At 38.7% G+C, this 17,345-nt stretch carries 30 protein-coding genes; all 30 read right to left on the reverse strand.

Translation table 11 applies throughout. The features are described from left to right. Nucleotides 1-6 precede the first annotated feature (6 nt). The 30 genes from rpsK to ACEPXD_RS18965 all read right to left on the reverse strand — a co-directional run bounded on the left by rpsK (nt 7) and on the right by ACEPXD_RS18965 (nt 17,331). The gene (gene rpsK / locus ACEPXD_RS18820) at nt 7-396 is read right to left on the reverse strand and encodes a 30S ribosomal protein S11 (RefSeq protein WP_151701715.1); all 390 of its coding nucleotides are present in this window, start codon (nt 394-396) and stop codon (nt 7-9) included. A gap of 25 nt (nt 397-421) precedes the next feature. Continuing rightward, complete coding sequence (gene rpsM, locus ACEPXD_RS18825; RefSeq protein ID WP_151701716.1) at nt 422-787, reverse strand: 30S ribosomal protein S13; 366 nt, start codon at nt 785-787, stop codon at nt 422-424. Nucleotides 788-810: 23 nt separating this feature from the next. Further along, nucleotides 811-924: a 50S ribosomal protein L36 gene (gene rpmJ / locus ACEPXD_RS18830; protein ID WP_003247619.1), complete on the reverse strand. Its 114-nt coding sequence runs from the start codon at nt 922-924 to the stop codon at nt 811-813. Nucleotides 925-961: 37 nt separating this feature from the next. Next, nucleotides 962-1,180: a translation initiation factor IF-1 gene (gene infA, locus ACEPXD_RS18835; RefSeq protein ID WP_016429904.1), complete on the reverse strand. Its 219-nt coding sequence runs from the start codon at nt 1,178-1,180 to the stop codon at nt 962-964. Between the two features lie 450 nt (nt 1,181-1,630). Further along, nucleotides 1,631-2,284: an adenylate kinase gene (locus ACEPXD_RS18840; protein WP_391118433.1), complete on the reverse strand. Its 654-nt coding sequence runs from the start codon at nt 2,282-2,284 to the stop codon at nt 1,631-1,633. A gap of 66 nt (nt 2,285-2,350) precedes the next feature. Continuing rightward, entirely contained in the window at nt 2,351-3,643 is a 1,293-nt protein-coding gene (gene secY / locus ACEPXD_RS18845) for a preprotein translocase subunit SecY (protein ID WP_391118434.1), read from the reverse strand. Next, nucleotides 3,643-4,083, reverse strand: coding sequence for a 50S ribosomal protein L15 (rplO, locus tag ACEPXD_RS18850; protein ID WP_391118437.1), 441 nt, complete (start codon nt 4,081-4,083; stop codon nt 3,643-3,645). The genes secY and rplO overlap by 1 nt, the downstream gene beginning before the upstream one ends. Nucleotides 4,084-4,115: 32 nt before the next feature. Further along, nucleotides 4,116-4,298, reverse strand: a complete 183-nt coding sequence (gene rpmD / locus ACEPXD_RS18855) for a 50S ribosomal protein L30 (RefSeq protein WP_151701720.1) — start codon at nt 4,296-4,298, stop codon at nt 4,116-4,118. Between the two features lie 14 nt (nt 4,299-4,312). Then, the gene (gene rpsE, locus ACEPXD_RS18860; RefSeq protein WP_391118439.1) at nt 4,313-4,813 is read right to left on the reverse strand and encodes a 30S ribosomal protein S5; all 501 of its coding nucleotides are present in this window, start codon (nt 4,811-4,813) and stop codon (nt 4,313-4,315) included. Nucleotides 4,814-4,834: 21 nt separating this feature from the next. Then, a complete protein-coding gene (gene rplR / locus ACEPXD_RS18865) occupies nt 4,835-5,194 on the reverse strand; it encodes a 50S ribosomal protein L18 (protein WP_151701722.1) in 360 nt (119 codons plus the stop codon). A 30-nt stretch (nt 5,195-5,224) separates the two neighbouring features. Beyond that, nucleotides 5,225-5,764 (reverse strand): 50S ribosomal protein L6, encoded by a 540-nt coding sequence (rplF, locus tag ACEPXD_RS18870; protein WP_391118441.1) that lies wholly within the window; start codon nt 5,762-5,764, stop codon nt 5,225-5,227. Nucleotides 5,765-5,794: 30 nt separating this feature from the next. Continuing rightward, nucleotides 5,795-6,193 (reverse strand): 30S ribosomal protein S8, encoded by a 399-nt coding sequence (rpsH, locus tag ACEPXD_RS18875; protein ID WP_151701724.1) that lies wholly within the window; start codon nt 6,191-6,193, stop codon nt 5,795-5,797. Nucleotides 6,194-6,222: 29 nt separating this feature from the next. Beyond that, on the reverse strand, nt 6,223-6,408 hold the full coding sequence (locus tag ACEPXD_RS18880; RefSeq protein WP_151701725.1) for a type Z 30S ribosomal protein S14: 186 nt from the start codon (nt 6,406-6,408) through the stop codon (nt 6,223-6,225). Nucleotides 6,409-6,426: 18 nt separating this feature from the next. Continuing rightward, nucleotides 6,427-6,966: a 50S ribosomal protein L5 gene (rplE, locus tag ACEPXD_RS18885; protein ID WP_151701726.1), complete on the reverse strand. Its 540-nt coding sequence runs from the start codon at nt 6,964-6,966 to the stop codon at nt 6,427-6,429. Nucleotides 6,967-6,989: 23 nt separating this feature from the next. Next, complete coding sequence (gene rplX, locus ACEPXD_RS18890; RefSeq protein WP_151701727.1) at nt 6,990-7,298, reverse strand: 50S ribosomal protein L24; 309 nt, start codon at nt 7,296-7,298, stop codon at nt 6,990-6,992. Nucleotides 7,299-7,334: 36 nt separating this feature from the next. Further along, a complete protein-coding gene (gene rplN, locus ACEPXD_RS18895) occupies nt 7,335-7,703 on the reverse strand; it encodes a 50S ribosomal protein L14 (RefSeq protein ID WP_053591327.1) in 369 nt (122 codons plus the stop codon). Nucleotides 7,704-7,746: 43 nt separating this feature from the next. Beyond that, on the reverse strand, nt 7,747-8,010 hold the full coding sequence (rpsQ, locus tag ACEPXD_RS18900; RefSeq protein WP_144540989.1) for a 30S ribosomal protein S17: 264 nt from the start codon (nt 8,008-8,010) through the stop codon (nt 7,747-7,749). An 18-nt stretch (nt 8,011-8,028) separates the two neighbouring features. Then, nucleotides 8,029-8,229, reverse strand: a complete 201-nt coding sequence (gene rpmC, locus ACEPXD_RS18905) for a 50S ribosomal protein L29 (RefSeq protein ID WP_090567840.1) — start codon at nt 8,227-8,229, stop codon at nt 8,029-8,031. After that, a complete protein-coding gene (gene rplP / locus ACEPXD_RS18910) occupies nt 8,219-8,653 on the reverse strand; it encodes a 50S ribosomal protein L16 (protein ID WP_151701729.1) in 435 nt (144 codons plus the stop codon). The genes rpmC and rplP overlap by 11 nt, the downstream gene beginning before the upstream one ends. 1 nt (nt 8,654) lies before the next feature. Then, nucleotides 8,655-9,311 carry a 30S ribosomal protein S3 gene (gene rpsC / locus ACEPXD_RS18915; RefSeq protein WP_151701730.1) on the reverse strand — a complete coding sequence of 219 codons (657 nt, stop codon included), beginning with the start codon at nt 9,309-9,311 and terminating at the stop codon, nt 8,655-8,657. Between the two features lie 3 nt (nt 9,312-9,314). Next, nucleotides 9,315-9,659, reverse strand: coding sequence for a 50S ribosomal protein L22 (gene rplV, locus ACEPXD_RS18920; protein ID WP_391118447.1), 345 nt, complete (start codon nt 9,657-9,659; stop codon nt 9,315-9,317). 20 nt (nt 9,660-9,679) lie between these two features. Continuing rightward, nucleotides 9,680-9,958: a 30S ribosomal protein S19 gene (gene rpsS / locus ACEPXD_RS18925; protein ID WP_090567829.1), complete on the reverse strand. Its 279-nt coding sequence runs from the start codon at nt 9,956-9,958 to the stop codon at nt 9,680-9,682. Between the two features lie 60 nt (nt 9,959-10,018). Beyond that, complete coding sequence (gene rplB / locus ACEPXD_RS18930; RefSeq protein WP_151701732.1) at nt 10,019-10,849, reverse strand: 50S ribosomal protein L2; 831 nt, start codon at nt 10,847-10,849, stop codon at nt 10,019-10,021. Between the two features lie 42 nt (nt 10,850-10,891). Continuing rightward, the gene (gene rplW, locus ACEPXD_RS18935) at nt 10,892-11,176 is read right to left on the reverse strand and encodes a 50S ribosomal protein L23 (RefSeq protein WP_391118451.1); all 285 of its coding nucleotides are present in this window, start codon (nt 11,174-11,176) and stop codon (nt 10,892-10,894) included. Further along, nucleotides 11,176-11,799 carry a 50S ribosomal protein L4 gene (gene rplD / locus ACEPXD_RS18940; RefSeq protein WP_151701734.1) on the reverse strand — a complete coding sequence of 208 codons (624 nt, stop codon included), beginning with the start codon at nt 11,797-11,799 and terminating at the stop codon, nt 11,176-11,178. Before rplD ends, rplW begins: the two co-directional genes overlap by 1 nt. Before the next feature lie 24 nt (nt 11,800-11,823). Beyond that, a complete protein-coding gene (gene rplC, locus ACEPXD_RS18945; protein WP_391118453.1) occupies nt 11,824-12,453 on the reverse strand; it encodes a 50S ribosomal protein L3 in 630 nt (209 codons plus the stop codon). 44 nt (nt 12,454-12,497) lie between these two features. Further along, nucleotides 12,498-12,806 (reverse strand): 30S ribosomal protein S10, encoded by a 309-nt coding sequence (rpsJ, locus tag ACEPXD_RS18950; RefSeq protein ID WP_042478628.1) that lies wholly within the window; start codon nt 12,804-12,806, stop codon nt 12,498-12,500. Nucleotides 12,807-13,143: 337 nt separating this feature from the next. After that, nucleotides 13,144-14,460: a Na+/H+ antiporter family protein gene (locus ACEPXD_RS18955; protein ID WP_391118456.1), complete on the reverse strand. Its 1,317-nt coding sequence runs from the start codon at nt 14,458-14,460 to the stop codon at nt 13,144-13,146. Nucleotides 14,461-14,591: 131 nt separating this feature from the next. After that, nucleotides 14,592-16,580, reverse strand: a complete 1,989-nt coding sequence (locus ACEPXD_RS18960) for an FtsX-like permease family protein (protein WP_391118458.1) — start codon at nt 16,578-16,580, stop codon at nt 14,592-14,594. After that, nucleotides 16,570-17,331, reverse strand: a complete 762-nt coding sequence (locus tag ACEPXD_RS18965; protein ID WP_391118460.1) for an ABC transporter ATP-binding protein — start codon at nt 17,329-17,331, stop codon at nt 16,570-16,572. Before ACEPXD_RS18965 ends, ACEPXD_RS18960 begins: the two co-directional genes overlap by 11 nt. Between the last annotated feature and the right edge of the window lie 14 nt (nt 17,332-17,345).

Genomic DNA, 17,345 nt, shown 5'->3' on the forward strand with positions numbered 1-17,345 from the left:
ACCTATTTATACGCGACGACGTTTTGGTGGACGGCAACCATTATGTGGTACTGGCGTTACATCTTTAATAGCTGTAACATCTAGACCTGCAGCTTGAAGTGCGCGGATAGCCGCTTCACGACCTGCACCAGGACCTTTAACTGTTACTTCTAATGTTTTTATGCCATGTTCCATGGAAGTTTTTGCAGCTGCTTCAGCAGCCATTTGTGCAGCAAATGGAGTAGATTTACGAGAACCTCTGAATCCAAGAGCTCCAGCACTTGACCAAGAAAGTGCATTACCTTGCATGTCCGTGATAGTCACAATTGTGTTATTAAATGTTGAGCGGATGTGAGCAATACCGGATTCGATATTCTTTTTCACACGACGCTTACGTGTTTGTTGTTTACGTGCCATGTTAAGAAGAAACCTCCTTTACCGATTATTTTTTCTTGTTCGCAACTGTTTTACGAGGACCTTTACGAGTACGAGCGTTATTTTTCGTATTTTGTCCACGAACTGGTAAGCCGCGACGGTGACGAATACCTCGGAATGAACCGATTTCCATCAAACGTTTAATGTTAAGTGATACTTCACGACGAAGGTCACCTTCTACTTTGTATACACCGATTTGTTCACGAATTTTGTTTAACTCGTCTTCTGTAAGATCGCGAACGCGAGTTTCTTCAGAAATACCAGCTTCCGCCAATACTTTTTGTGCAGTAGTTTTACCAATTCCGAAAATGTATGTTAATGAAATAACAACGCGTTTATCGCGTGGAATGTCAACACCAGCAATACGTGCCATATGTGTCGTGCACCTCCTTCTAATTAGCCTTGTCTTTGTTTGTGTTTAGGATTTTCACAGATTACCATAACTTTACCGCGTCGGCGAATAACCTTACATTTTTCGCAGATCGGTTTCACAGATGGTCTCACTTTCATCTAACCTAACCTCCTTAGTAGTCCGGAGTGCAAAAGATTATTTAAAACGGTACGTAATACGACCGCGTGTTAAATCGTAAGGAGATAGTTCAATTGTGACTTTATCTCCAGGTAAAATGCGTATAAAATGCATACGAATTTTACCCGATACATGGGCAAGTATTGTATGACCGTTTTCTAATTCTACCTTAAACATCGCGTTTGGCAAAGTCTCAACAACTGTTCCTTCGACTTCAATTACATCATCTTTCGCCATCAACCCTGTCTCCCTTCTATATACAAATCAGGTTCTCATCAAAATTCAAACGTAATTTGCTGTTAGTATAGCCTCTAATGGAACGAAACTATCCGTTTTAAGCATATGTTTGGAAATCATGAGAGATGTTCGAAAGACACTCGTATGGTTTCGCTTTTAGCAATCCACGGAGTAGACTGACTGGTAGAAACCTGTCTCCCTCATGTCAACATATTCGTACGAAAGTGTTGGATGAGTTCCATAGTACCCGTTCGTTACATAGATGCTTCCACGAAACCCATTATACCCCTTCAGAATATGAAATGCACGTGGACTAGGGGGTCCGCGCTTTGATACATCCCTTTTCTTCCGTTCGTATACCGGGCGCAATATGCTTTTGCAGCTCTCGAAAAAAACATTTTCGTTCTTTGCATACTGCCCGGCAATTAGTCATCTGCGACAGGCACCGGGCTAGATGCGGTTGCCCCGTAACAGAGCATCAAGACCAGCAAAAACTTTTGAAATTTCTTGCTGTCCATCTATATTTGTTAAAACACCTTTGTTCTCATAAAAATCAAGCAAAGGTTGAGTTTGCTTCATATTTACTTCCAGACGGTTAATCACCGTTTCGGGATTATCATCCGCTCTTTGATAAAGTTCTCCACCATCTTTATCACATACCCCAGCTTTAGCAGGTGGGTTAAAGACTAAATGATAAGAAGTGCCACATTCTTTACAAATACGGCGACCAGTTAGACGTTTAATCAATTCATCTTGTACTACTTGAATGTTCAGCACATGCTCAATTGATTTTCCTAGATCCAAAAGTAAAGCATCTAGTGCTTCTGCTTGAGGAACTGTACGTGGAAAACCATCAAGTAAGAATCCTTTTTCACAATCTGGTTTACTTAATCTTTCACGGACAATACCGATCGTTACTTCATCAGGTACTAATGCACCTTGATCCATAAACGACTTTGCTTTTAAACCAAGTTCCGTGCCATCCTTTATTGCTGCGCGAAACATATCGCCTGTAGAAATATGAGGGATTGCGTACTTCTCAACAATTTTGTCTGCTTGAGTACCTTTACCGGCACCTGGCAGACCCATTAAAACGATATTCATACGAAAATGCCCCCTCAGGACTATTTTGTAGATTTTTAGGAACTATATTGTTCCTAAAAACCGACATTATTTCATAAAGCCTTTATAATGACGCTTAACTAATTGTGATTCTAGCTGTTTCATCGTTTCGAGTGCAACACCCACAACGATAAGTAAGCTTGTTCCGCCAATTTGTGCCGTTTGTGGAAGACCCGCAAATTTGACAAACAATAATGGCATAATCGCTATAAGCGCTAGGAAAATTGAACCAACAAAAGTTAAACGATATAATACGCTAGTCAAATAATTTTGTGTGTTAATTCCTGGACGAATCCCTGGAATATACGCACCTTGCTTTTTCAAATTGTCTGCCACGTTCTCTGGATTCACTTGAATGAATGCATAGAAGTAAGTAAACGCGATGATTAGAGCAATATAAAATGTCATACCAATTGGTTGTGTATAATTTAGTGCATTCGTAATAAAATCAGTTACCTTATTTTGACCAAAAAATAAAACAATAGATTGTGGTGCCATAAGGAACGCGGATGCAAAGATTACTGGGATTACTCCCGCAGCATTTACTTTTAAAGGCAAGTGTGTTTGTTGAGCACCAGTTTGAGCAGTACCCGCAACACGTTTCGCATATTGAATAGGTATTTTACGTAACGCTTGTTGAACGTAAATTACACCAACAGTTACAGCAATAATTGCAGCTAAAAGTAAAACTAACACAATAATATTGATAAACAATGCATCCCCAGCGTCTTGAATCTGTGAAGCGTACATTTGGTTTACTGCATTTGGAATAGCAGCAGCAATGCCGGCGAAGATAATAATAGAAATACCATTACCAACACCTTTTGACGTAATCTGCTCACCTAACCACATTAAAAATGCGGTTCCAGCAGTTAACACAACAGCGATCACAAAATATGTCATAAGGCCTTCGTTTTTTATTAAAGAACCACTAAACATACGGTTAAACCCATATGACATTGCGATTGCTTGAATAAAAGCTAAGATGATTGTGAAGTAACGAGTGAACTGTGCAAGTTTCCGTCTACCGACTTCGCCTTGTTTCGACCACTCTGTAAACTTAGGCACAACATCCATTTGTAACAACTGGACGATTATAGATGCAGTGATGTAAGGCATAATTCCCATTGCTAAAATGGAGAATTTTTTTAATGCCCCACCACCAAATGTATTTAAAAATCCAATCACACCTAGGTGATCTGCTTGTTTTAATACAGTTGCATCGACGTTCGGTACTGGTATGAATGTACCAATACGAAAGACAATCAACATCAATAAAGTAAAAATGATTTTATTTCGAATATCTCGCACACGCATAAAGTTAGAGATTGTCTGAAACATTAAACCACCTCAGTTTGTCCGCCAGCGTTCTCAATAGCCTCTTTAGCTGACGCAGAGAATTTGTGAGCTTTTACAGTTAACTTCTTGTCAAGAGTTCCATTACCTAGAATCTTAATACCAGACTTTTCACTACTCACAACACCTGTTTCAATTAATAGAGCAGGTGTTACTTCTGTGCCTTCTTCGAAACGATTTAATGTGTCAAGGTTTACAATTGCAAACTCTTTACGGTTAATGTTCGTAAATCCGCGTTTAGGTAAACGACGGAATAATGGGTTTTGTCCGCCTTCAAATCCTGGACGAACCCCACCGCCCGAACGAGCGTTTTGACCTTTATGACCTTTACCTGATGTTTTACCTGTACCAGAACCAATACCGCGTCCTATACGTTTGCGTGAAGAACGAGATCCTTCTGCAGGTTTTAACTCATGTAGTTTCATATGGTGGCACCTCCTTATTCTTAAATTAAACTTTAAATTTCTTTCAAAGTTACTAAGTGAGCTACTTTGCCAACCATCCCACGGATCGCAGCATTGTCTTGATGCTCAACTGATTGATGTAATTTACGTAATCCAAGAGCTTCTGCAGTTTTGCGTTGATTTGGTTTAGTACCAATCAAGCTTTTAATAAGGGTAATTTCTAATTTAGTTGCCATTGTAATTTCCCCCCTTATCCTAACAGTTCTTCTACTGATTTACCACGTAATTTAGCAACGTCCTCAGCACGTTTTAGTTGAGTTAAACCTTTAACTGTAGCACGAACCATGTTGATTGGTGTGTTAGATCCAAGTGATTTCGATAAGATATCAGTGATACCAGCTAATTCTAGTACCGCACGGACCGGTCCACCAGCGATAACTCCTGTACCAGGTGCTGCAGGTTTAACTAGAATAGAACCAGCGCCGAAGCGTCCAATAATTTGGTGAGGAGTAGTTCCGCCAACTCTTGGTACTTCGATCAAGTTTTTCTTCGCATCTTCAACAGCTTTACGGATTGCATCTGGAACCTCTTGTGCTTTACCAGTACCAAATCCTACATGTCCGTTTTTGTCACCGACAACTACTAATGCAGTAAAACGGAAACGACGTCCACCTTTTACAACTTTAGCAACACGGTTAATCGTAACTACGCGTTCTTCAAGTTCAAGTTTGTTTGGGTCAATACCACGCATGAAATATGTCCCTCCTTCTTCTTAAAATTCTAAGCCGTTTTCACGTGCGGCTTCAGCTAATGCTTTAACACGTCCATGATATAAGTAACCGCCACGGTCAAATACAATAGATTTGATGTTTTTCTCAACAGCGCGTTTTGCGATTGTTTCACCAATTGATTTTGCAGCTTCAACATTTCCAACTGTTCCACCAAAGTCTTTATCCATTGTAGACGCGCTAACGATTGTTAGACCTTTAGAGTCATCGATAAGTTGTGCGTATATATGTTTATTAGAACGGAATACATTTAAACGAGGACGTTCAGTAGTACCCGTGATTTTTGTACGAACACGTGCATGACGTTTTTTACGAACTTGATTTTTGTCTTGTTTCGTAATCACAGTGGTCACTCCTTTCTAATGCGAAATGCATTATTTACCTGTTTTACCTTCTTTGCGGCGTACAACTTCGCCTTCATAACGAATACCTTTACCTTTATAAGGCTCTGGTGGACGAACTTGACGAATGTTAGATGCTAATGCACCAACACGTTCTTTGTTAATACCGCGAACGATAATTTTTGTATTCGAAGGAACTTCGACTTCAATTCCGTCTTCAGGAGTGAACTCAACTGGATGTGAGAACCCTACATTAAGTACAAGTTTAGTACCTTGTAGTTGTGCACGGTAACCTACCCCAACTAATTCAAGTCCACGTTCAAATCCTTGAGAAACACCAGTGATCATGTTTGCTAATAAAGCACGTGTTGTTCCGTGAATTGTGCGGTGGTCTTTTGACTCTGAAGGACGTACTAATGTAATTATAGTACCTTCTTGCTCAATTTTAATATCTTGGTTAAAAGATCTTGTTAATTCACCTTTTGGTCCTTTAACAACTACTGTATTATCTTCATTGATAGTGACAGTAACGTTTGCAGGAACCTCAATTGGTTTTTTACCTACTCGAGACATTTTGTTGCACCTCCATTCGTTTGTTGATTATTACCAAACGTAAGCTACGATTTCTCCGCCAACTTGTTTAGCGCGAGCTTCTTTATCTGTTAATAAACCATTTGAAGTAGAAACTAAAGCAATTCCTAAACCATTTAATACTCTAGGTACTTCGTTTGTTTTAGCGTAAACGCGTAGACCAGGTTTTGAAATACGTTTCAAACCAGTAATAACGCGTTCGTCGTTTTGACCATATTTTAAGAAGATACGGATAATTCCTTGTTTGCTATCTTCTACATATTCTACATCACGTACGAAACCTTCGCGTTTTAAAATTTCAGCGATTTCCTTTTTCAAGTTTGAAGCGGGAACTTCTAATTTCTCGTGACGAACCATGTTAGCATTACGAATGCGTGTAAGCATATCTGCAATTGGATCTGACATTGTCATTACATTTACCTCCTTCCCAGTTTAGGGGATTACCAGCTTGCTTTTTTAACGCCAGGAATTTGTCCCTTGTATGCAAGTTCACGGAAACAAATACGGCAAAGCTTAAATTTACGATATACAGAGTGCGGACGTCCACAGCGCTCACAGCGTGTGTATTGTTGCACTTGGAACTTTGGCGTACGTTGTTGTTTAACGATCATTGATTTTTTAGCCACGTTTTCGCCTCCCTTATTTTACTTTTGGAATGGCATACCGAATTGTGTTAATAACTCACGAGCTTCTTCGTCAGAGTTCGCAGTTGTTACAATTACGATGTCCATACCGCGTACTTTAGAAACTTTATCATAATCGATTTCAGGGAAGATTAATTGCTCTTTTACTCCAAGCGTGTAGTTACCGCGACCGTCAAATGCTTTTTTAGAAACACCGCGGAAGTCACGTACACGTGGAAGAGAAATAGCGATTAATTTATCCAAAAAGTCATACATACGTTCACCACGTAGTGTAACTTTCGCACCGATTGGCATTCCTTCACGAAGACGGAAACCAGCGATCGATTTTTTAGCTTTCGTAACTACAGGTTTTTGACCAGCGATAATTTGTAACTCTTCAACAGCAGCGTCAAGTGCTTTTGTATTTGATACAGCATCACCCACACCCATATTGATAACAATTTTATCAACTTTAGGTACTTGCATTACTGATTTATATTCAAACTTGCTCATTAGAGCAGGAGAAACTTCCTTAAGAAATTTTTCTTTTAGGCGGTTCATGTGTGTACCTCCCTTCTTTTTACTTATTTAATAATTTCACCAGTTTTTTTCGCAACACGAACTTTTTTGCCATCTTCTACTTTAGAACCTACGCGAGTCGGCTCGCCAGTTTTTGGGTCGATTAACATAACGTTCGAAACGTGAATTGCAGCCTCTTGACTTACAATTCCGCCTTGCTGATTAGCTTGGTTTGGTTTCGTATGTTTTTTGACGATGTTTACACCTTCAACTAACACACGATCTTTCTTAGGGAAAGAAGAAAGGATAACACCTGTTTTACCTTTATCTTTACCTGAGATTACCTTAACTTTGTCGCCTTTTTTAACATGCATTCTGTCGCACCTCCTTGATTGGCACTTTCATGTAAATTAAAGAACTTCTGGAGCTAAAGAAACGATTTTCATAAAGTTGCTATCGCGTAATTCACGAGCAACTGGTCCGAAAATACGAGTTCCACGCGGTCCTTTATCGTCTTTGATGATAACGCATGCATTCTCATCGAATTTGATATAAGTTCCGTCTTTGCGGCGCACGCCGCTTTTTGTGCGAACGATTACAGCTTTAACGACGTCACCCTTCTTGACAACGCCACCTGGTGTTGCTTTCTTAACTGTACATACGACGATATCACCGATATTAGCAGTTTTACGTCCAGTACCACCAAGTACTTTTATTGTTAAAACTTCACGTGCACCTGAGTTGTCAGCAACTTTCATACGAGTTTCTTGTTGGATCACTTAGGTAACCTCCCTTCGGAATTATTGAGTTCCGAATTTATTATTAGATAATAACCGCTTTTTCTACAACTTCTAATAAACGAAAACGTTTTGTAGCTGACAGCGGACGAGTTTCCATGATGCGAACGATATCGCCGATTTGGGCTTCGTTTTGTTCATCATGTGCTTTAAATTTCTTAGAATATTTAACACGTTTACCGTATAATTTATGTTTCTTATGAGTTTCAACTAAAACAGTAATTGTTTTTTCCATTTTGTCAGAAACTACACGGCCAGTGTATACTTTGCGTTGATTACGCTCAGTCATGCCCGAAAACCTCCTTTATCAGTTGTTTGCACTGATTTCTCTTTCGCGTACCACAGTTTTCATACGTGCAATCGCTTTGCGTACTTCACGAATGCGAGCTGTGTTTTCTAATTGACCAGTCGCCAATTGGAAGCGAAGGTTGAAAAGCTCTTCTTTCAGTGATTTTACCTTTTGTTCGATTTCTGCAGTAGTAAGTTCACGGATGTCATTAGCTTTCATTAGATTCACCACCAATTTCTTGACGTTTAACTACTTTACATTTAATAGGAAGCTTATGTGATGCTAAACGTAACGCTTCACGAGCAACTTCTTCAGAAACTCCAGCAATTTCAAACATAATTTTTCCAGGTTTTACTACAGCTACCCAACCTTCAGGAGCCCCTTTACCTGAACCCATACGAACCTCAAGAGGCTTTTTCGTGTAAGGTTTATGTGGAAATATCTTAATCCATACTTTACCGCCACGTTTCATGTAGCGTGTCATTGCAATACGAGAAGCCTCAATTTGACGACTTGTAATCCAGCTAGCTTCAGTTGCTTGTAAACCAAATTCACCGAATGCTATTTCTTTCCCGCCTTTTGCTTCACCACGCATTTTTCCACGGTGTTCACGACGGTATTTAACGCGTTTAGGCATTAACATATTATTTGCCTCCTTCCTCAGAGTTCTTCTTCACTGGAAGGACTTCACCACGATAAATCCATACTTTAACGCCAAGCTTACCATAAGTTGTGTCAGCTTCAGCATGTGCATAATCAATGTCAGCACGTAATGTATGAAGTGGTACAGTACCTTCACTATAGTGTTCAGCACGCGCGATGTCAGCGCCGCCTAGACGTCCAGATACTTGAGTTTTAATACCTTTAGCGCCTGAACGCATTGTGCGTTGAATTGCTTGTTTTTGAGCACGACGGAAAGATACGCGGCCTTCTAATTGACGTGCGATACTTTCAGCTACTAATTTAGCATCTAAGTCTGCTCTTTTTATTTCTACGATGTTGATGTGTACACGCTTGCCAGTAATGTCGTTCAAGTGTTTACGAAGTGCTTCGACTTCAGTACCACCTTTACCAATTACCATACCTGGTTTTGCAGTGTGAATTGTAATGTTTACACGTTTTGCTGCACGTTCAATTTCTACTGTAGAAACTGAAGCATCTTTTAAACGAGTTTCAATGTGCTTACGAATTTTTAAATCTTCGTGAAGTAGAGTTGCATAGTCTTTACCTGCGTACCATTTTGACTCCCAGTCACGAATAATACCTATTCGTAATCCTATTGGATGTACTTTTTGACCCACGGATTATCCCTCCTTCTTCTCAGATACCACTACTGTAATGTGGCTAGTACGTTTGTTTATAGCACTTGCACGCCCCATTGCACGTGGACGGAATCGTTTTAATGTTGGACCTTCGTCAACAAAGACTTCAGAAACAACAAGATTGTTAATATCTAACTCATAATTGTGCTCAGCGTTTGCAACAGCAGATTTTAGTACTTTCTCAACAACAGGCGATGCTGCTTTTGGAGTTAGTTGTAAAATTGCAATTGCTTCACCGATTTGCTTACCTCTGATTAAATCTACGACTAATCTTACTTTACGAGGAGCAATGCGCACTGTTTTAGCAATAGCTTTTGCTTGTGACATTTGAATGACCTCCTCTCAAATTAGCGTCTTGTTTTCTTATCATCTGCACCATGACTTTTATAAGCGCGCGTTGGTGCAAACTCGCCTAGTTTATGACCTACCATATCTTCAGTCACGTATACAGGAACATGTTTGCGTCCGTCATATACCGCGATAGTTAATCCGATAAAAGTAGGGAAAATAGTAGAACGGCGAGACCAAGTCTTAATCACTTGTTTTTTCTCAGAGTCCTTTTGAGCATCGACCTTTTTCAATAAATGATCGTCTGCAAAAGGTCCTTTTTTCAAGCTACGACCCATGCTGGAACCTCCCTCCGTGATTGCACCACGGTTCGTTCTTTGAACCGTAGTAAAACCACTTTATTTTTTACGACGACGAATGATAAGTTTGTCGGATTTGTTTTTCTTGCTACGAGTTTTGTATCCAAGAGTTGGTTTACCCCATGGAGACATAGGTGACTTACGACCGATTGGCGTACGTCCTTCACCACCACCGTGTGGGTGATCGTTAGGGTTCATTACAGATCCACGTACGGTTGGGCGTTTACCTAACCAACGATTACGACCAGCTTTACCAATGTTCACAAGTTCATGTTGTTCGTTTCCAACTTCACCGATTGTAGCGCGGCATACAGAAAGGATTAAACGAACTTCACCAGATTGTAAACGTACGATTACGTATTTACCTTCTTTACCAAGTAATTGAGCAGATGTTCCAGCAGAACGAACTAACTGACCACCTTTACCAGGTTTCATTTCAATATTATGGATAGTAGTACCCATTGGGATGTTTTGTAATGGAAGTGCGTTTCCTACTTTAATATCAGCTTCTGGACCTGACAAGATTGTCATTCCAACTTCTAAGCCTTTAGGAGCTAGGATGTAACGTTTTTCCCCATCCACGTAATTAATTAATGCGATATTCGCAGTGCGGTTTGGATCATATTCAATAGTAGCAACACGTCCTGGTATACCATCTTTGTTTCGTTTGAAATCAATGATACGGTATTGACGTTTGTGTCCACCACCATGATGACGAACAGTAATTTTACCTTGATTGTTACGGCCGCCTTTACGTTTCACAGGAGCAAGTAATGATTTCTCAGGCTTGTCAGTTGTGATTTCAGCGTAATCTAATGAAGTCATATTACGACGTCCGTTTGTCGTTGGTTTATACTTTCTAATCGCCATTTTATTCCCTCCTTCTTGAGTATTAATTCCTTCTAATAAGGATTAGATCTCGAATAATTCGATTTCTTTACTTTCAGTAGTTAGTGTAACAATCGCTTTGCGGCGTTTGTTTGTATACCCACCAAATTTACCTACGCGTTTGTATTTACCTTTGTAGTTCATAATGTTCACTTTTTCAACATTCACTCCAAAGATTTCTTCAACAGCGTATTTAACTTGTGTTTTGTTAGCGCGAGTGTCCACATCAAATGTGTACTTTTTATCTGCCATAATTTCAGAAGAACGCTCGGTAATGACCGGACGTTTAATAATATCACGTGCTTCCATTATCCAAGCACCTCCTCTACTTTTTCTACTGCAGCTTTAGTCATCACTAGTTTGTCGTGACCAACTAAATCTAATACGTTAATGCCTGTTGCAGACACAACTGTGATTCCAGGGATGTTACGAGCAGCTAGTGCTACGTTTTCATCTAAATCAGCAGTTACAAATAATGCTTTTTTATTAATTGAAAGTCCAGATAGCACTTTCAAAAATTCTTTTGTTTTTGGTGCATCAAATGCTAACCCTTCAAGTACTACGATGCTTTCTTCATGAACTTTAGTTGAAAGAGCTGAAAGAAGAGCTAAACGACGTACTTTCTTAGGTAATTTATAGCTGTAACTACGTGGAGTCGGACCAAATACAATACCACCACCACGCCATTGTGGAGAGCGAATTGAACCTTGACGAGCACGACCAGTTCCTTTTTGTTTCCAAGGCTTACGGCCACCACCAGCTACTTCAGAACGGTTTTTCACTTTGTGATTACCTTGACGAAGTGATGCGCGTTGAGCAATGATAGCTTCAAATAAAACAGATTCGTTTGGCTCGATACCGAAAACTTTGTCGTTTAACTCGATTTCGCCAACAGAAGCTCCTGTTTGATTGAATAAAGATACTTTTGCCATTCCTGTTTCCTCCTTTCTCAGAGATTATTTCGATTTAATAGCAGCTTTCACAACTACTAATGATTTACGAGAACCAGGAACATTACCTTTAATAAGTAGCAAGTTACGTTCAGCATCCACTCTTACGATTTGTAAGTTTTGGATAGTAACTACATGTCCACCCATTTGACCAGGTAATTTCTTTTGTTTAAATACACGGTTCGGAGCAACTGGCCCCATTGAACCTGGACGACGGTGATAGCGAGATCCATGGGCCATTGGTCCACGAGATTGTCCGTGGCGTTTAATAACACCTTGGAAACCTTTACCTTTAGTAACACCCGTTACATCGATTACATCGCCTTCTGCGAAACTTTCAACGTTGACTTCTTGACCAACCTCGTAATTAGCTGTATCCAAACCGCGGAATTCGCGGATGAAGCGCTTAGGAGCAGTGCTTGCTTTAGCTACATGCCCTTTAGCTGGTTTGTTAGAAAGCTTTTCACGCTTATCTTCAAAACCTAACTGAATTGCTTCGTAACCGTCTGTTTCAACTGTTTTCTTTTGAAGCACTACGTTTGGAGAAGCTTCAACTACAGTTACAGGGATTAAGTCACCGTTCTCAGCAAATACTTGCGTCATACCGATTTTTCTACCTAAGATTCCTTTGGTCATCTGTCACACCTCCTATAATAATTTGTTGTTTTTTATTTTTACCATTAAAGTTTGATTTCAATATCAACGCCAGATGGTAAATCAAGCTTCATTAACGCATCAACCGTTTGTGGTGTTGGGTTAACGATATCGATAAGACGTTTATGCGTACGCATTTCGAATTGCTCACGAGAATCTTTATACTTATGAACAGCACGAAGAATCGTATAAACAGATCTTTCAGTCGGAAGTGGAATCGGACCCGATACACTTGCACCTGAACGTTTAGCAGTTTCGACAATTTTCTCAGCAGATTGATCAAGGATTCTATGATCATACGCTTTCAAACGAATACGAATTTTTTGTTTTGCCATTACTTTCCCTCCTTTTCGCCTATTTTCTAGACATTCTCCACGAAAATTTTCCGTACACTCGCCATGGCAAAGCGGCCGGGTGTGTCGGTAACCTCTCGCTTCATCGCAGTCAAAGACCAACATTCAACATTATATACAATAAAAAAAGATTTCGCAAGTCTTTTTGCGAAATTCTTTTTAAATGTTGTCATTACGTTTCTTGTTACAATTAAATATGCTTTAATTAGCCGTGTTTTAGTATATAAAAATTCTACTTAAAATTCAAATGAAACGATCTTCTGATCTCAATTTTTATAAATACAGAAGTAGGCATCAAATAATAAGACTTCTTTTTTAGCTATAAAACGAATACAACTGCTATCCACCCAAACAATATTAAAGGAATGTTATAGCAAACAAACGTCGGTACACATGTATCCCAAATATGATTATGCTGCCCGTCCACATTTAACCCGGCCGTTGGACCAAGCGTTGTATCTGAAGCAGGTGATCCAGCATCGCCAAGAGCTCCTGCTGTTCCGATTAAAGCAATGATTGCTAAAGGACTTAATCCTAACTCCAACCCAAGTGGAACGAAAATAGCTGCAATGATTGGGATGGTAGCAAAGGAAGATCCGATTCCCAACGTTACAAATAAGCCAACGAATAACATAATTAAAACAGCTACGCTAACATTACCTTTTAATAAACTGGCAGAAGCATTTACTAGATTCTCTACATCTCCAGTTGCGGTAATAACTGCTGCAAAACCATTTGCGGTAATCATAACAAATCCTACAAAAGCCATCATACGCATTCCTTCTGTTAATAGTTGGTCCGCTTCTCTCCACTTTAAGGCACCTGTAACATATAGAACTGAAATTCCCGCAAGAGCACCGGCAATCATAGCTCCCGTCTCTATTTGAACAAATAACGCAGCAATTAAGGCAAGCATCGTAAATACTACATTACTAGTTTTTACATGAACTTCAGAAACTTGTATTTCAGATGTTGCTTGTTTATATTTACGGTGTTTCCGAAATAATATAAAAGCCATTATTAAACCAAATAGCATCCCTAAAGCTGGTATAGCCATCGCCTTTGGTATATCTGTTAATTTTACTTCAAGGCCGGATAATCCTATTTGCGTCGCTAAAATTTGTTGATAGATAGCTCCAAAACCAAAAGGAAGAAACATATATGGAGTAATTAAGCCGAAAGCTAGAATACAAGCTATTAAACGACGATCTACTTGTAACATATTTAATATTTTTAGTATTGGTGGTACTAACAATGGAATGAATGCGATATGAATCGGAATTACGTTTTGCGAAAAAATAGCCATTACTAATAGTAGTAAGAAAACTAATACTTTAACTAATCCTGTTTTTTGTGAATCTCCTTCTCTTTTTACAAGCTTTAAAATGGCTGCTACAAATAGCTCAGGAATGCCTGTTTTTGAAATCGCAATTGCAAAGCCTCCTAATAACCCATAACTTAACGCTATTGCCGCTCCTGCACCTAACCCCTCTGTAAAAGCATCTATCGTCTCTGTAATCGATAAGCCGGCAGTTAGACCACCTACAAGGGCACCTATGATCAATGAGAATACAACGTTTATACGTAGTAAACTCAACACTAACATTATAACAACCGCCACAATAACGGCATTCATAAAAACAACTCACTCTCGTACACTAGATTATTAACGTGGTAAAGTTTAATTCTTTTTTGTTAATCTGTCAATATAAAAAGCCCCTTTGCATTAAACAAAGAGGTCTTAGGAAAATAATTCTTCCAAATCGTCTATAGTGATTGACTTACTACTTTTCTATAATATCCAACAGTTAAGAATGCAAATATTGAATATAAAATAACATAAATACTCATTGTGATTAACAGTGGCGCAGTGAGTTCTGTACCGAATAACATCCAGCCTGATTTAACAGCAAAATAACTATGTGCTAAACCAATAATTAATGGTACTCCGAAGTTAAACATTTGCTTTTTATAGATCCCTTTCATTAACTCACTCGTTGTAAAACCAATTTTTCGAAGTACTGTATATGAAGCCCTTTCCTCGTCAGCTTCGTTCATTTGTTTAAAATATAAAATGCTACCTGTTGTCACTAAAAAGGCTAAACCTAGGAATCCTGTAACAAATATAACTAACCCCATCATATCTAATGTAGATAATCTATACGCCTCTTGCGATTCCATATACACAAGTTTTCTTCCACCATTATCTTTTGTCACTTCAAAATGACCATCATTGGTTGTTTCTTCAAAGATAAATTGAACTTCTTTTAGTTGCGAACGATCCTCTAAAACAACCCCCACTTGTTTATTCCAAAAAGTCTGTTGTTGAATCGTACTATCTGCTGAAAGCTTATCAAATAGTACGTCAGTAACTACAATGGTCATGCCACCGCCAGTAAGATTGTATACAAGTAAAGAGTCCGTTTTAATTCCCCTTATCCTAAGTACTACCTCTCCACTGGAGGTTGTTAGTTGCACCGGCTTATTTTTTTCTAGTTTCACTATTTCTGACATCATATTACTATAACCCATCACATAACCTTCACCTTCTTTTAATGAAAGCTCAGGCATCATCTTTTGCGCATCACTCAGCTTCACAATCGGAAGAGTTCCGTTTGTCATCATACTAATGCCAGCAGGTATATCGTTAGAGAATAAATCACTGATGTTAACATCTACATCCAATAAGTCAATGTTTGTTTGTGCATAACTAATTTTCTGTTCATTTAATTCACTCAAAAATGCCTGACCCTGGTCATTCATCAAAATATAGTCAAACGGAACATTTTGCTTTGCCACTGCACCTGCTGAATAATAGGAGATATACGACAAACAAAGAATCCCAAGCGCCGTGGCCGATATTACCGTAATAATCGTAAGAGACATAGCATTTGACTTCATACGATGCATAATTGGCGATAGGGATAACACATCTTCGATAGATAAATGTCCTCTTTTTTGTTTTCTTTTTAAATTCATTAAGAAAGAAACAGAAAATCGAAAAACAAAGTACGTCCCACCAATTGTCGTCCCTAAGATAGCAAGCATTTTATACAAAAGCATATTGACATTATCCGTATCTAATTCAAACAACGTCGTCGATAAGTAATATCCATAACCAATCATTACTAACCCAATGAACCCGAGAAGCATTTGAAATCCATTAAACCTTTTTACTCTAGTATCCGCTATTGATGTAGCAGTAAAGAGTGTAAGTAACGAAACCCGCCGAATACTTACCATTGTTTGTATTAATACAATGACAAGTAATGCTAAAAATACTACTAGTGTCATTTGCAGTGCCTCTATCGAAAAAATTAGCTCGACTAGTACTTCTTTTTCTAAAATACGAAGTAGAATCATCGCGAAAATACGGGATGTCAGAAAGCCAAGAACCACTCCTATGCTAATCGCACCTATCCATAAAATCGTATTTTCTAGCGCTAACAGTCTTGTTACAAGCCCTTTGGACATACCTATTAGCTGATATAGCCCAATCTCCTTGCTTCTTCTCTTCATGAAAAGATGGTTTGCATATAAAACAAAAAACACTACTACAAGTAGCAATAAATACGATGCTGCCTTTAAACCTGCAGTTATTTTCACACCGTTTGAGACCTCTATAACACTTGGATTATATTGCAGTGTTACAAAAGAAAAATAAAGCGTTACACTAAAAATTAATGCAAAAAAGTATAAATAATAATGTTTAATATTTTTCTTCATACTGCGGAGAACTAGTTGACTAAGCGTCATAACCATCACCACCAAGTACACCTTGTATGTTCATTATTTCTTGAAAAAATTGCGTACGATCTTTCTCCCCTTTATACAACTCCGTATACAGTTGACCATCTTTTAAAAACAACACTCGTGAACAAAAACTTGCTGCTACTGCATCATGAGTCACCATCACAATGGTCACTTTTTTATGATGATTAATCTTCTCCAAATTGCTTAGCAGGGCAGTAGCGGCTTTTGAATCTAATGCTCCTGTCGGCTCATCTGCAAAAACAATAGAAGGATTACTAATTAAAGCACGTGCAGCCGATGTTCTTTGTTTTTCTCCTCCTGAAATTTCATTTGGATATTTATTTATGATATCTTCAATTCCCAAAGTTTTTGTCAGTTCCATAAACCTCTCTTCTGCTTCTTTTTTGGGAACTTTACTAATCGAAAGCGGTAAAAAAATATTTTCCTTTACCGTTAATGTATCCAGTAAATTATAGTCTTGAAAAATAAATCCAAGTTGCTCTCTACGAAAATTTGATAACTCCCGTTCCTTCATCTTACTTAAATTGTTTCCACTGATTTCAATAATACCTTCTGTCGTTTTATCTATAGAAGCAAGTACATTGAGTAACGTAGTTTTCCCCGAACCCGATGGACCCATTATTCCAACGAACTCTCCTTCTTGCACTTCCATATTGATTCCTTTTAAAACTTCTTGCGCAGTTGACTTTTTACCATAAACTTTTTTTATTTTACGTCCGCTCAAAATAGCCATGTATGATCCTCCTA

Origin of the sequence: Psychrobacillus sp. L3, assembly GCF_042945595.1 — a bacterium.
In the GTDB taxonomy this organism is placed as follows: Bacteria; Bacillota; Bacilli; order Bacillales_A; family Planococcaceae; genus Psychrobacillus.